Here is a 13,778-nt window from a genome sequence, read left to right on the forward strand (position 1 = left end):
CGGCCTGCCGGGGCGGGCGGCGGCCTGCTGCCCCGGGCCGCGCTGCGGACCGCGCTGCAGGCCGGCGACCTGCTGGATGCGCTGGATGACGAACCCCTCGTCCATGAAGCCGAGCCAGCGGTCGAGGTCGACGAGGTAGGCCTTGCGCAGGCCGGGGTCCTTGATGGAGGCGACGACCGGGGCGGCGGCGTCCAGCGCGGCGAGCCGGCCCTCGTTGGTGTTCAGGTCGTAGCGGGAAAGAACGCTGCGGATGGCGAAGGCGAACAGCGGCTCGCGCCCCGCGATGAGATCGCGCACGGCCGCGTCGCCCTGCTTGACCCGCAGGTCGCAGGGGTCGAGGCCGTCGGGCTGGACCGCGACGAAGGTCTGCGTGACGAACTTCTGCTCGTCCTGGAACGCCCGCAGCGCGGCCTTCTGGCCGGCCGAGTCGCCGTCGAAGGTGAAGATGACCTCGCCGCGGAACTCGGCCTGGTCGAGCAGCAGCCGGCGCAGGACCTTGATGTGGTCCTCCCCGAACGACGTGCCGCAGGTGGCCACCGCGGTCGGGACGCCGGCCAGGTGGCAGGCCATCACGTCGGTGTACCCCTCGACGATGACGGCCTGGGACCGCCGCGCGATCTCCCGCTTGGCCAGGTCGACGCCGTACAGCACCGAGCTCTTGTGGTAGATCGGGCTTTCGGGCGTGTTGAGGTATTTCGGGCCGTCGTCGGAGTCGAGCAGCTTGCGCGCCCCGAAGCCGATGACGTCGCCGGTGATGTCGCGGATCGGCCAGACGAGCCGGCCGCGGAAGCGGTCGACCGGCCCGCGGCGGCCCTCCCGGGCGAGCCCGCCCTTGATCAGCTCCTGCGAGGTGAAGCCCCGGGCCATGAGGTGGCGGGACAGGGCCTCCCACTCTGCGGGGGCGTATCCCACCCCGAAGTGCTCGGCGTCGGCCCGCTCGAAGCCCCGCTCCGACAGGAACCGCCGCCCCGGCGCCGCATCGGGCGTGGCGAGCTGGGCGGCGTAGAACTCGGCGGCGGCCTTGTGGGCCTCGATCAGGCGCAGCCGCTCCCCCTGCTCGCGCCCCGGCACGTAGCCGCCCTGCTCGTACCTGAGCTGGATGCCGGCCCGCTGGGCGAGCCGCTCCACGGCCTCGGTGAAGGTCAGGTTCTCGATCTTGCGGACGAACGTGATGACGTCGCCGCCCTCGGCGCAGCCGAAGCAGTAGTAGTAGCCCCGGGCCGGCGTGACGTTGAACGAGGGCGACTTCTCGTCGTGGAACGGGCACAACCCCTTGAGGTTGCCCCCGCCCGCGTTGCGCAGCTGGATGTGCTCGCCGACGACGTCGGCGATCGGCGAGCGCTCCCGCACGAGCGCGATGTCCTCGTCACTTATCCGCCCTGCCACGCTCGCGAGTCTAGAGCGTGGGGACGACACGTTGAGCTGCGCCCGTCTCATCGGCATCACGGATGAGATCGGTCCACCACGGTACGGATACGACTTTCGCCAACTGGTCGTGACGAATGCGATCGTCCCGGTAAAAAGGACAGGTTCGGTAATGTCGACCAGGTGGAGATCATGCGATCGGGGAGACTGGCCGCCCTCGCGGGCGCCACGTGCCTGGCCGTCTCGTGCGGCGCGCCCGCCGGGGTGGCCGGTGTGAGCACGCTGCCGCCCTCGCCTCCGGTGCCCGTCGCCGGGCATCCGTCCCCGGGCGGGATCGTTCCGCCCCCGGCCGAGGACCCGGTACGGGTGCCTCCGCCGAAGCTGTCGCCCTACACCTACGCCTTCCCGGTGAAGGGGTGCCGGGTGTCCTACTCGCGGAAGCTGCTGGTTCTGCCGAAGACCACGATCTGGGCGGGCCGGGGGTGCGCCTTCGTGTCTCCCGTGGACGGCGTGGTGACCGAGGTGAACGTCCGGAACCAGTGGACGCCGTCCACCGACCGCGGGGCGGACCGCGAGGGCCGCTTCGTCACCGTGAAGGGCGAGGACGGCGTGCTGTACCTGGGCGGCCACCTCGACTCGGTCGAGGACGCCGTGCGGGTGGGCGCCAAGGTGAAGGCGGGGCAGCTTCTCGGCAGGGTGGGCAACTCGGGCAACGCCCGCGACACGGCGCCCAACCTCTACTTCGCGATGTCGTGGCCGGCGCCGCCGCAGTACTGGTGGATCCGCCGCGGCATGGTGCCGCCGTGGACCTACCTGGACTCCTGGGACGACGGCAACCGGACGCTGTCGCCGCGCAAGGAGACCCTGGCGCTGCGCAAGCGGCTTGGCACGCTCCCGGGCTGCGTCCAGCTGTGCGCCTCCAAGCCGGGCTCCCCGCAGAAGGAGCAGGAGACCAAGCCGCCGAAGAAGGCCGACCCCGACGACACGCGGGTGGTCGTGCCCCTGTAGGAGGCGCCGATCGGCTTTACGGCGAGCCCGGCGGGAGGGCGGACAGCGTGCGCAGGGAGCGCAGGAACGGCTCCCTGTCCTCCTCCGCCAGCCGGGCCAGCACCCGTTCCTCCATCGCCCGGATGCCCGCCCGCGCGGCGTCCCGCACGCGGCGCCCCTCCGGCGTGAGCGACAGCAGCCGGGCGCGCCGGTCGCCCGGGTCGGGCACGCGGTCGATCAGGCCGCGGCCCTGCAGGCCGTCGAGCACGGCGATGATCCGCGTCTTGTCGGCCCCGATCGACTCGGCCAGTGCGGCCTGCGTCCGCAGCGGCCGGTCGCCGAGCGCCAGCAGCACCACGTAGGCCCACATCGTCAGGCCGTGCTCCTCCAGCACGGGCCGCTCGGCCTCCACCAGCGCCCGGCTCAGCGTCTCCGTCATCGCGGCCAGGTCGGGACGGTCTCGCACCCGTCACAGCGTACGCGTTGGCAAATGATAAGCATGCGCATACGATATGCACCTGCTTATCTTTTGCGGGAGGCGCAATGGACATACGGGACCTGGACCGGCGGGCCGTCCTCGCGAGCGTGGCGATGGTCGCGCGGATCGGGGCGGGCGATCTCGCCCGCCCCACGCCGTGCGCCGGGTGGACACTGGCCGACCTGCTCGGGCACATGACGGCCCAGCACCACGGCTTCGCGGCGGCCGCCGAGGGCACGGGCGCAGATCGGGAGGCCTGGCGGGTCCGCCCGCTCGGGGAGGACCCGCCTGCCGCCTACGCCGCGGCCGCCGAGCGGGTGACCGCGGCGTTCGCCGCGGAGGGGGTGTTCGGCCGCCGGTTCGCCCTGCCCGAGTTCGGGGATGGGGCGGTGTTCCCCGCGGCGCAGGCCATGGGGTTCCACTTCGTCGACTACCTCGTGCACACCTGGGACGTGGCGCGGTCGCTCGGGACCGTTTACGAGCCCGAGCCCGGCCTGGCGGAGGCGTGCCGCCCGCTCGCCCTGGCCGTGCCGGACGGGGGGACGCGCCTGGCGCCGGGGGCGGCCTTCCGGCCGGCTTTGCGCGCTCCGGCCGAGGCGTCGCCGTTCGCCGAGATCCTCGCGTTCCTCGGCCGTTCCCCCACGTGGGATCCCGTCGCCCGGTCCGCCCCGGGACGGAGCACGGACCCCGAAATCCAGTAGACCTGCCCCGGCCGCCGCGGCGGGGGCACCGGCCGCGGTCAGGACGGCCGCGCACCCTTACGGCGCCCGCCTACCGCGAGCGCCGTAGGAGCCGCGAAGATACTGCGCGTGCGGTAGCCGGCCGATCCTCCGCGCGCAGGAGTCGCCCGCGCCGGCCTCCGGTTAGGGTGCGCGCATGAGCACAGGACGGTCCGCTGTCCGGGCCGGTGCCGGAGACTGGGCGATCGCCGTCTGCGTGGCCGCGACGCTGCTGTTCACCGGGCTGTCCGGGCGGCACTCCGCCACGAACCTCGACCTGCCCGGCTACGCGCTGCTGGCGGCCGGCGGCCTGGCGCTGGGCGCGCGCCGCCGCGCGCCGGTTCCCGTCCTGGCCGTCACCGGGCTGTGCGCGGCGGGGTACCAGGCCGCCGGTTTCGACATTCCCGCCGTCGCGTACCTGTTCGCGGTGTACGGGGCCGTGCGGGCGGGACACCGCACCACCACGGTGGTGGTGAGCGTGATCATGCTGGCCGTTCTCCCCCTCGCGGCGCTGGCCTCGGGCCTGCACGACATCGGCGCGGCCCTGGCGCAGGCCCGAGGAGCCCTCGAGCTGGCCTGGCTGATCGCCGCCGGCGCCGCGGGGGAGGCGCTGCGGCAGGCCGAACGGCGGGCGGACGAGGCCGAGCGCACCCGGGAGGAGACCGCGCGGCGCCGCGCCGACGAGGAGCGGCTGCACATCGCGCGGGAACTGCACGATTCGCTCACCCACCAGATCTCGGTCATCAAGGTGCAGGCCGAGGTCGCCGTCCACCTGGCCCGCAAGCGCGGCGAGAAGGTGCCGGACGCCCTGCTGGCGATCCAGGAGGCCGGGCGGGAGGCGATGCGGGAGCTGCGCGCCGCCCTGGAGGCGCTGCGCGACGACGGCACGGCCCCGCCGCGTGGGCTCGACCACGTACCGGAGCTGGTGAAACGGGCCCGTACGAGCGGACTGGACACGACGCTGACGATCGGCGGACGGCGATGCGATCTGCCGGCGGCCGTGGACCGGACCGCCTATCGCATCGTCCAGGAGTCGCTAACCAACATCGCCCGCCACGCGGCCGCCACCACCGCCTCGGTCCGGATCGACTACCGTCCGGACGCCCTCGCCGTACGGGTCGACGACGACGGCAAGGCCGCGCCGGGCGCCGTCCCGATGCCCGGCATCGGACTGCTCGGGATGCACGAACGCGTCGCCGCCCTCGGCGGCCGGCTGCGCGCCGAACCCCGCGACGAGGGCGGCTTCACCGTCCAGGCCGAGCTTCCCATCGGCAGCACGCCGTGATCCGTGACCTGCCGGGCGGCCTCACAGCGAGCCGTCACCAGGACTGGCGGCGGCCCCAGGACGTGACCCGTGACGGCACGGCCCGGGCGGCCGGCGGCGCGGACGCCAAGCGGCGGTGCCAGGCCATGGCGGAGGCGTCGGTGAGCGAGGCGATCTGGTCCACGACCGCGCGCAGCCGGGCGGCGTCGTCGGGCGCGTTCGCGAAGTCGGCCCGCAGGGCCGGCTCGAGCGTCTCCGGCGCGCCCTGGACGATCAGCGCGCCGAGCTCGGCGATCAGCTCGCGCTGCCGCGCCTGGGTGGCGTGGTGGTCCTCCCGGGACATCACGTAGCGGCCGGTGACGCCCTTGAGCAGCGCGCACTCCAGCCGGGTGAGGCGGGGCACGACCAGGTCGGCCGAGTAGCGGCCGTCCGGCTCGTCGTGCGACCGCGGCCCCGCCAGGGCCCGGTACCCGTACGCCTCCCGGGTGGCGTCCTGCGCCGAACGGCAGAAGCGGCCGATGAGCGCGCTGGTGAGGCGCTTGAGAGCGGCCAGGTCGACGAGCCCGGAGTCGAACCGGCCCGGCCACAGCGGCCCGGCGACCAGCCGGGCGAAGATCTCGGCCAGCTCGTTCAGGTCGGCGTCGGGGACGTACCAGGCCCGGGCGAGCCGGCACACCTCCAGGCGCTCCTCGGGGTCGCGCAGCTCGGCCGCCGTGACGTACCCCGACAGCAGCGCGTCCTCGAGGTCGTGGACGGAGTAGGCCACGTCGTCGGCCCAGTCCATGATCTGCGCCTCGAAGCTCAGCCGGCGCTCGGGGGCGCCCTCCCTCACCCAGGCGAAGACGCCCAGGTCGTCCGGGTAGACGCAGTACGGCTGGCCCTCGCCGGCCTGGGGGACCCCCGGGAGCCGGCAGGTCGAGGCGGCCCAGGGATACTTGCAGACCGCGTCGAGCGAGGCCCGGGTCAGGTTGAGCCCGGCGCTGCGGCCGTCCTCGGTGACGACCTTGGCCTCCAGCCGGGTCAGCAGCCGCAGGTTCTGCGCGTTGCCCTGGAACCCGCCGCACGGCCGCGCGAGCTCGTCGAGCGCCGCCTCGCCGTTGTGCCCGAACGGCGGGTGGCCGAGGTCGTGGGCGAGGCAGGCCGTCTCCACGAGGTCGGGGTCGCGGCCGAGGACCTTGCCCATCTCCCGCCCGATCTGGGCGCACTCCAGCGAGTGGGTGAGCCGGGTGCGGGGGCTGTGCAGGCTGGAGTAGTCGGCGGGGGTCACCACCTGGGTCTTGGCGGCCAGGCGGCGCAGCGAGGCGCTGTGGAGCACCCGGGCCCGGTCTCGCTCGAACGCGCTCCGCTCGGGGTCTCCCGGCGGCTCCGGCACCCATCGTGCCTGGTCGTGCTCGTCATAGCGGGCCATTGGTCCTCCTTGCCTCACCGCTTGTGCGACGCCTCCCTCCGGCCGTCCCCGGCAGCGGGGAATGGAGCGTACCCGCGTTCGTCCCGTCTCACGACACCCGATCCGCAGTAGTGGTGAAATAGACCTCTTCGTCCCTCTTGTCGCGACCCCTGGCATGAGTGATACTCGGCTTTCCTCGGACACTCTGGGAACTCCCCGAGAAGGAGCCCTGGTGGTGGATCACGAGCTCACGGAGGTCCTCCGATCGGGGCCCTTCGAGCACGCCCTGCGGGCCGCCATCCGGGCCCGGGGGCTGAGCCTCGACCGCCTGCACGCCCGGCTGCGCGAGCGCGGCGTCCGGGTGAGCCTGTCGAGCCTGAGCTACTGGCAGCGCGGCCGGTCGCGTCCCGAGCGGCCCGCGTCCCTCGCGGCCGTCCGGGAGCTGGAGGCCATCCTCGCGCTGCCCGACTACTCCCTGATCGGCCTGCTCGGGCCGCCCCGGCCCCGCGGCGGGCTCGCCCAGCGGGCCCGCGACCCGCTCGCCGTCCTCAGTCACCACGAGCAGGTGACGGTGGACCCCGAGCGCGGACGGCACCGGGCGCACGCGCGGACCGTCCTCCGGGCCACCGTCCCCGGGGTGGACCGCCACCTGGTCGCGCTGCCGCCCGGCGCGACGCTGCTGCGGGCCGAGTACTGCCGGGTGGGGCGCAGCAGCGCGGACGAGACCGGCACCGGGCTGCTCACCGAGCTGATCTTCGACAGGCCGCTCGCCGCCGGGGAGACCCACGTCGCCGAGTACTGGGCGGCGTTCTCCCCCGCCGCGCCGCGGGCCGACCGGCACGAACGGCGGATCCGGGTCCCCGTGGGCCAGGACCTCGTGCAGGTCAGGTTCAAGGGCGCCCGCCTGCCTGTCCGGTGCTTCCACACCTGGTCCCCGGACGCCTCGGCCCCGCCGCGGGACGCGGGCGAGCTGCGCGTCGACGCGTTCGGCGCCGCGCACCTGCTCGACACCGACGTACGGCCGGGCGTCCGTGGGATCCGGTGGGAGTGGGTGTAGGCCCGCCCCCACCGGACGGTCAGGACTTGGTGATCTTCACGTCGTCGATCCCCGCCTCGACGAGGCTCGCCGTCGACGCGTCGGCGGCCTCGATCTGGAGCCGCACGGTCTGGCCCGCGAACGCGTTCAGCGACGCGGTCGCCACGCTCCACGAGCCGTTGCGGTTGACGGCGGCGCCGAGCTGCTCGAACACCGTGCTCGTCGTGCCGCCCACCACCTTGACCCGCAGGTAGTCGGCCGACGACGCGTTCGACCCGTGGGCCAGGTACCACGAGAACGACAGGCTGAGCGTCCCGGACGCGGGCAGCGTGATCGCCGGCGAGCGGATCGTCGTCACCCCGCCGTCGACGTCGTTGTCGCCCGCGCTCGCGCCGGCGGAGGCGCCCGTCACCAGGTCGTAGCTGCCGCTGACCGTGGTGCCGAGCTGCTTGGCCCCGCTGGAGGTCGTGGCGGCGGGGTCGGCCCGTTCCCACGCCCCGGACGTCGCGGTGTCCGTGCCCGCCGGGTTCGCGGTCCATCCGGTGGCCGTCTCGAACGTGTCGGAGTACACGGTCGTGGGCGGGGTGCCCGTGCCGCAGTAGGCGGCCTCCTTGCCGATGACCCGGTAGACGCAGTCGGCGTACTGCGTGAGCAGCAGCACCGCCGCCCGGTTGCGCGAGGTCTGCGCCGCGATCGCCTCGTCCGGCGGGTAGAACCCCGGGCTGTCCGTCGTCGGGTACATCTCGAACGTGTACGTGAAGATCTTCTGCGTGCCCCACATCCAGTCGTCGATCGAGCCGTCCGTGATGTAGAGGTCGCTGGCCTGCTCGGGCGTGTAGCCGTTGGTCGCGGCCATGCTGCGGCCCAGCGTCGCGTACGCGTCGTGGTCGTCCTGGGTGAGGCCGGGCCCGGTGTCGGCCGTCGTGTACCCGTACGGCCAGAGGATCAGCTCGCTGTAGGTGTGCCAGTCGATGGCCGCCTTGATCTGCTGGACGCCGCCGACCACCCGGCTGCGGACCCAGTTGGCGGCCGCCTTGACCTCGGGCGCGGACTCGGCCGCCGAGCCGCGGTAGGTCTCGCTCGACGCGCTGCCGGACGAGCCGCCGCAGCAGCCCCAGTTGTAGGCCCAGTTGCGGTTGATGTCGGTGCCGACCGCCGACGATCCGGAGTTGGGCTGGCGGTTCTTGCGCCACGACCGGTACGACCCGGTCGCCACGTCGTACTCGGTGCCGTCCGGGTTGAGGTCGGGCAGGATCCAGATCTCCCGCGAGTTCACCAGGTCGGTGATCTGGCTGTCGGTGCCGTAGTTGTCGGCGAACAGGTGCATCAGGTAGAGCGCCATCTCCACCGTGAGGTGCTCGCGGGCGTGCTGGTTGGCCGTGAAGAGCACCTCGGGCTCGTTCTCGTCCGTCCCGACGTTGTCGCTGATCTTCACGCCGATCAGGTCGCGCCCCTCGTAGGAGCGGCCATAGGTGAACGTGCTCGCGATGGCGGGGTGGGCGGCGACGATCGCGTTCACCTCCGCCGTCAGCTCCGCGTAGTTGTGGTAGCCGGAGTCGGCCGACGGGAAGTCGAGGATCTGCGCCTCCTCGAGCTCCTTGACCGTGTAGCCGAGCCGGCGGATCGCCGCGGCCTCGTCGGCGGTGGCGGTCACGGTCACGCTGCGGCCGTGCACGGCGTCGATGGCGGCCCCGGTCCTGGCCACCGCGGTCCGCTGCGCGGCGGTCGCCGGGCCGTCGACCGTGTACCGCAGGGACGGCGGCGGCTCGGGCGCGGACGCGGCCGTCCCCGCCGGCCCCGCCGAGGACACGGCCGGCGACGGCGTGCCCACGAGCAGGACGGCGAGGAGCGCCGCGACGCTTCCCAGCACGGGCAGGTGGTGACGTCTTCTCACTCCACGTCCTCCCTCGGGTAGGTACGTAGAGTGATCAAACCGTTCCGGGCCATCAATAGCCCGGAACCCGCCGCGGCGCCTCCGTCAACCGCCGCCGTTTTGACCAGCGGCTTCCACAATCGGTCGCGATGCTCTGTGGATTTCCACTCAGCGGGTGTCGGACCCTCCGCTCACCAGCGCCGCGCGCCCCGCCTCGAGCCGGGCCACCGGGATGCGGAACGGCGAGCAGGAGACGTAGTCGAGCCCGAGGTCGTGGCAGAAGTGCACGGAGTCGGGGTCGCCGCCGTGCTCGCCGCAGATGCCGAGCTTCAGGTCCGGGCGCGCCCTCCTGCCCTCCTCGACCGCGATCCGCATCAGCCGCCCGACGCCCTCCCTGTCGATGGACTCGAACGGCGAGACGCCGAAGACACCGAGGTCGAGATACTTGCCGAAGAACGAGCTCTCCACGTCGTCGCGTGAGAAGCCCCAGGTCATCTGGGTGAGGTCGTTCGTGCCGAACGAGAAGAACTGCGCGGCCCCGGCGATCTGCCCGGCGGTGAGCGCCGCGCGCGGCACCTCGATCATGGTGCCGATCAGCGCGCTCACCCCCGCCTCCGCCAGGATCCGCACGGCCTCCTCACGCACGATCTCCAGTTCCTGCACCGCCCCGACGAGCGGGATCATGATCTCCGCGCGGGGGTCGGCGCCGCGCCGCGCGGTGGTGGCGGCGGCGGTCGCGACGGCCCGCACCTGCATGGCGAACAGCCCGGGGACGGCCAGGCCGAGCCGCACCCCGCGCAGGCCGAGCATCGGGTTCTCCTCGTGCAGCCGCCTGACGGCCTCCAGGAGCCTGCGGTCCCGCGCGGACGCCCCGTCCCCGGCGAGGGCCACCCGGACGGCCAGATCGGTGAGGTCCGGCAGGAACTCGTGCAGCGGCGGGTCGATGAGCCTGATGGTGACCGGCAGGCCCTCCATCGCGGCGAACAGGCCGGTGAAGTCGTCCGTCTGGAGCGGTTCGAGCGCGTCGAGCGCGGCCTGCCGCTCCTGCGGGGTCGAGGCCAGGATGAGGTCCTCGACGAGGCGGCGGCGCTCCCCGAGGAACATGTGCTCGGTCCGGCACAGCCCGATGCCCTGGGCGCCGAACCTCCGGGCGCGGGCGGCGTCCTCGGGGGTGTCCGCGTTGGCGCGCACGGCCAGGCGGCGTACGGAGTCGGCGTGGGTCATCAGCCTGTCGACCGCGGCGACGAGCTCGCCGTCCACGGACCGGCCCTCGAAGTACTGGGCGACGGGCGACGGCGCCACCGGCACCTCGCCGAGGTAGACGGCGCCGGTGCCGCCGTCGATGGAGATGACGTCGCCCTCCTCGACCGTGATCCCACCGGGGGCGGTGAAGCGCCGCTCGTGGGGGTCGACGTCGAGCTCTTCCGCGCCGCAGACGCACGTCTTGCCCATGCCGCGGGCGACGACGGCGGCGTGCGACGTCTTCCCGCCGCGCGAGGTGAGGACGCCGCGCGCGGCGATCATCCCGGACAGGTCGTCGGGGTTGGTCTCCCTGCGGACGAGGATGACGTCCTCCCCGCGCCCGGCGAGCTCGACGGCCCGCTCCGAGCTGAACACCGCCTTGCCGACGGCCGCTCCGGGCGAGGCGTTCATGCCGGTCGTCAGCCGGCGGTTGTCCGACGTACCGGAGAAGCGGGGGAACATCAGCTGCGCGAGCTGGTCGCCGGTGACGCGCACGACGGCCTCGTCCAGATCGATCAGGCCCTCGTCCACCAGCTGCGAGGCGATGCAGAACGCGGCCTCGGGGGTGCGCTTGCCCACCCGGGTCTGGAGCATCCACAGCTTGCCGCGCTCGATCGTGAACTCGATGTCGCACAGGTCGCGGTAGTGCCGCTCCAGCGTGCCCATGATGTCCAGCAGTTCGCGGTAGGAGGCCGGGTCGATGGTCTCCAGCTCCTGCAGCGGGACGGTGTTGCGGATGCCCGCCACCACGTCCTCGCCCTGGGCGTTCTGGAGGTAGTCGCCGTACACGCCCTGGCGGCCGGAGCCGGGGTCGCGGGTGAAGGCCACGCCGGTGCCGGAGTCGTCGCCGAGGTTGCCGAAGACCATGGCGACCACGTTCACCGCGGTCCCGAGGCCGGCCGGGATGCGCTCCTGGCGGCGGTACAGGACGGCGCGGGGGGCGTTCCAGGACGCGAAGACGGCCGCGACGGCCAGGTCCATCTGCTCGCGGGGGTCGGAGGGGAACTCGCGGCCCGCCTCCCTGCGGACGATGCCCTTGAAGGTCTCGACGAGCCGCTGCAGGTCGGCCGCCTCCAGGTCGGTGTCGTGCCGGTCGCCCTTCAGCTCGTCGAGCGCGTCCTCGAAGTGCTCGCCGTCGATGCCGAGCACGGTCTTGCCGAACATCTGGATGAGGCGGCGGTAGGAGTCCCATGCGAAGCGCTCGTTGCCCGCCTGCTTGGCCAGCCCAAGGACCGACTGGTCGTTCAGCCCGATGTTGAGGACGGTCTCCATCATGCCCGGCATGGAGAACTTGGCCCCCGACCTGACGCTGACCAGCAGCGGGTCGTCGGCCTCGCCCAGACGCCTGCCCATCCGGGCCTCCAGTGCGGCCAGGTGGGACGCGATCTCGTCGCCGAGCCCCTCGGGCATGCCGCCGTGACCGAGGTAGTGGCGGCACGCCTCGGCCGTGATCGTGAAGCCGGGAGGCACCGGGAGCCCGAGGTTGGTCATTTCCGCCAGATTGGCGCCCTTACCGCCGAGGAGATCTTTGAGATCCTTGTTGCCCTCGGTGAAGTCGTAAACATACTTGGGCATGTGACGCTCCTTCTCCGACTTCAATGAAACGCGCTGACGCAGCCTGCATCCGGACTCTACCGGTGAAAATGATGACCAAACGTCACTCCATCGGAGAAAAGGTGTATCCGCAGGTGGGTACGCTTGTGGAGGTCTAATCCACTTCTCGCAGCGGCAAAGTGAGCCCGGCTTTCCCCGGCATCCGCACTGGTATAAACCAATTCACGGCCAAGGGCCGGGACCCGCGCCTCTGTTTCGCCGCGGTTAAATGGTGTAGACCATTCTCTCCGCCCGTCCGCACCGGCGCGTTCGCGCCCTTAAGGGAGGGGCCTGCGGTATAAAGGAGCAACCCTCCGAATACAGTCGAACGACGGAGGGGTAGTGGTGTCGCGGAGTGTCTGGCGCGTCGCGCTGGCGGGATTCCTGGGGACGGGCTGCCTGGTGACGGCCGTATCGGGATGCGGCGGGACCGGGCTGTCCCCCGCCGGGTACGCCAGCCGGGCTGACACGCTGCCGTGGCACCAGTGCGAGGAGACCTCCTCGTCGGCCGGGTTCGAGTGCGCGACCCTGCGAGTGCCGCTCGACTACGCCAAGCCGCAGGGCGAGAAGATCGGGATCGCCCTGATCCGTCTGCGGGCCACCGACCCCTCCCACCGACTCGGCTCGCTGCTGTTCAACTTCGGCGGCCCCGGCGGGTCGGGGGTGACCACCCTGGCCAACGCGGCCTCGGCGTTCTCCGTGCTCGGCCGCCGCTACGACCTCGTCAGCTTCGACCCCCGGGGCGTCGACCGCAGCAGCGGCATCCGCTGCCTGAACGGCCCCCAGATGGACCAGTACATCGCCCGCGAGCCGAGCGGGAGCACGGCCACCGAGACCCGGCTGGTCACCGAGTTCGCCGAGGGGTGCGAGCGCAACGCCGGCCGCATCCTGCCGTACGTCGGGACCGTCAACGCCGCGCGGGACATGGAGTCGATCCGGCAGGCGCTGGGCGAGTCGCGCCTCAACTACCTGGGCTTCTCGTACGGCACCCACCTCGGCGCCGTCTACGCCACCCAGTTCCCCAAGAAGGTCGGCCGCATGGTGCTCGACGCGGCGGTGGACCCGTCGGTGAGCATGCTCGACATGGCCAAGACCCAGGCCCTGGGCTTCCAAAGGGCGTTCGACGACTACCTGGCCGACTGTGCCAGGACCCGCACGAGCTGCCCCCTGGGGGCCGACCCGCCGGCCGCCACCCAGACCGTGATCAAGCTGCTCGACGACCTGGGCAAAACGCCCGGGAAGGCGGGCTCCCGCGTCGTCACCGAGGACATCGCCCGGGCCGGCATCACCCAGGCCCTCTACAGCAAACTGACCTGGCCGCTGCTCACCGAGGCGATCAACGAGGGCAGGAAGGGCGACTACCGGGGCCTGCTGGCGCTGGCCGACCAGTACGCCGGACGGCAGCCCGACGGCACCTACTCGACCCTCCAGTTCTCGCTGCCGGCCGTCCTGTGCGCCGACACGACCGACCGGCCGTCCGTCGCCCAGGCCGAGGACCTGGCCAAGCGGCTGGAGAAGCAGTCGCCCATCTTCGCCTCCACCGCGATCAGCGCCGGGAGCTGCAGCGTGTGGCCGGTCCCCGGCGACGACGCCGCCCGCCGCATCAACGCCACCGGGTCCGGCCCCATCGTCGTGGTGGGCACGACCAACGACCCCGCGACGCCGTACCAGTGGGCGCCGCGCCTCGCGGCCCAGCTGCGCACCGCCGTCCTGCTGACGCTGAACGGCGAGGGCCACGGCGCCTACGGCCAGAGCGCCTGCATCGACAACTCCGTCAACTCCTACCTGCTGGACGGCAAGGTCCCGGCCCGGGGCACCCGCTGCTGAGCGGACC

At 72.6% G+C, this 13,778-nt stretch carries 10 protein-coding genes; 5 read left to right on the top strand and 5 right to left on the bottom strand.

The window, feature by feature from the left end; genetic code table 11:
* Positions 1 to 1,386: DNA primase (gene dnaG / locus MPTA5024_RS11000; protein ID WP_232326394.1), on the bottom strand; the 1,386-nt coding region annotated here is incomplete at its 3' end.
* A gap of 171 nt (positions 1,387 to 1,557) precedes the next feature.
* Between dnaG and MPTA5024_RS11005 the strand changes: the two genes are divergently transcribed.
* Complete coding sequence (locus MPTA5024_RS11005; protein ID WP_036323940.1) at positions 1,558 to 2,373, top strand: M23 family metallopeptidase; 816 nt, start codon at positions 1,558 to 1,560, stop codon at positions 2,371 to 2,373.
* Between the two features lie 16 nt (positions 2,374 to 2,389).
* Here MPTA5024_RS11005 and MPTA5024_RS11010 read toward each other — a convergent pair whose 3' ends face one another.
* Positions 2,390 to 2,818: a MarR family winged helix-turn-helix transcriptional regulator gene (locus tag MPTA5024_RS11010; RefSeq protein WP_036322201.1), complete on the bottom strand. Its 429-nt coding sequence runs from the start codon at positions 2,816 to 2,818 to the stop codon at positions 2,390 to 2,392.
* A gap of 77 nt (positions 2,819 to 2,895) precedes the next feature.
* Between MPTA5024_RS11010 and MPTA5024_RS11015 the strand changes: the two genes are divergently transcribed.
* Positions 2,896 to 3,531: a TIGR03086 family metal-binding protein gene (locus MPTA5024_RS11015; protein ID WP_036322203.1), complete on the top strand. Its 636-nt coding sequence runs from the start codon at positions 2,896 to 2,898 to the stop codon at positions 3,529 to 3,531.
* Positions 3,532 to 3,706: 175 nt separating this feature from the next.
* Positions 3,707 to 4,834: a sensor histidine kinase gene (locus MPTA5024_RS11020; RefSeq protein WP_036322205.1), complete on the top strand. Its 1,128-nt coding sequence runs from the start codon at positions 3,707 to 3,709 to the stop codon at positions 4,832 to 4,834.
* Between the two features lie 34 nt (positions 4,835 to 4,868).
* Here the strand turns inward: MPTA5024_RS11020 and MPTA5024_RS11025 are convergent, their stop codons facing one another.
* On the bottom strand, positions 4,869 to 6,221 hold the full coding sequence (locus MPTA5024_RS11025) for a deoxyguanosinetriphosphate triphosphohydrolase (protein WP_051457928.1): 1,353 nt from the start codon (positions 6,219 to 6,221) through the stop codon (positions 4,869 to 4,871).
* 211 nt (positions 6,222 to 6,432) lie between these two features.
* Between MPTA5024_RS11025 and MPTA5024_RS11030 the strand changes: the two genes are divergently transcribed.
* Entirely contained in the window at positions 6,433 to 7,257 is an 825-nt protein-coding gene (locus MPTA5024_RS11030) for a hypothetical protein (protein ID WP_036322207.1), read from the top strand.
* Positions 7,258 to 7,276: 19 nt separating this feature from the next.
* On the opposite strand, the gene MPTA5024_RS11035 is transcribed toward MPTA5024_RS11030, so the two are convergent.
* Both MPTA5024_RS11035 and ppdK read right to left on the bottom strand, forming a co-directional pair.
* A complete protein-coding gene (locus tag MPTA5024_RS11035) occupies positions 7,277 to 9,130 on the bottom strand; it encodes a M14 family zinc carboxypeptidase (RefSeq protein ID WP_036322209.1) in 1,854 nt (617 codons plus the stop codon).
* 147 nt (positions 9,131 to 9,277) lie between these two features.
* Positions 9,278 to 11,926 (bottom strand): pyruvate, phosphate dikinase, encoded by a 2,649-nt coding sequence (gene ppdK, locus MPTA5024_RS11040; protein ID WP_036322210.1) that lies wholly within the window; start codon positions 11,924 to 11,926, stop codon positions 9,278 to 9,280.
* 363 nt (positions 11,927 to 12,289) lie between these two features.
* On the opposite strand from ppdK, the gene MPTA5024_RS11045 reads away from it, so the two are divergent.
* Positions 12,290 to 13,771, top strand: coding sequence for an alpha/beta hydrolase (locus tag MPTA5024_RS11045; protein WP_036323943.1), 1,482 nt, complete (start codon positions 12,290 to 12,292; stop codon positions 13,769 to 13,771).
* The last annotated feature ends 7 nt before the right edge of the window (positions 13,772 to 13,778 follow it).

Source organism: Microbispora sp. ATCC PTA-5024 (genome assembly GCF_000511135.2).
Lineage (GTDB): Bacteria > Actinomycetota > Actinomycetes > Streptosporangiales > Streptosporangiaceae > Microbispora > Microbispora corallina.

Excerpts from the sequence above, each read along its gene's own strand:
- MPTA5024_RS11005 (WP_036323940.1), top strand. The coding sequence starts at position 1,558 with ATGCGATCGGGGAGACTGGCCGCCCTCGCGGGCGCCACGTGCCTGGCC.
- MPTA5024_RS11015 (WP_036322203.1), top strand. The coding sequence starts at position 2,896 with ATGGACATACGGGACCTGGACCGGCGGGCCGTCCTCGCGAGCGTGGCG.
- MPTA5024_RS11020 (WP_036322205.1), top strand. The coding sequence starts at position 3,707 with ATGAGCACAGGACGGTCCGCTGTCCGGGCCGGTGCCGGAGACTGGGCG.
- MPTA5024_RS11025 (WP_051457928.1), bottom strand. The coding sequence starts at position 6,221 with ATGGCCCGCTATGACGAGCACGACCAGGCACGATGGGTGCCGGAGCCG.
- ppdK (WP_036322210.1), bottom strand. The coding sequence starts at position 11,926 with ATGCCCAAGTATGTTTACGACTTCACCGAGGGCAACAAGGATCTCAAA.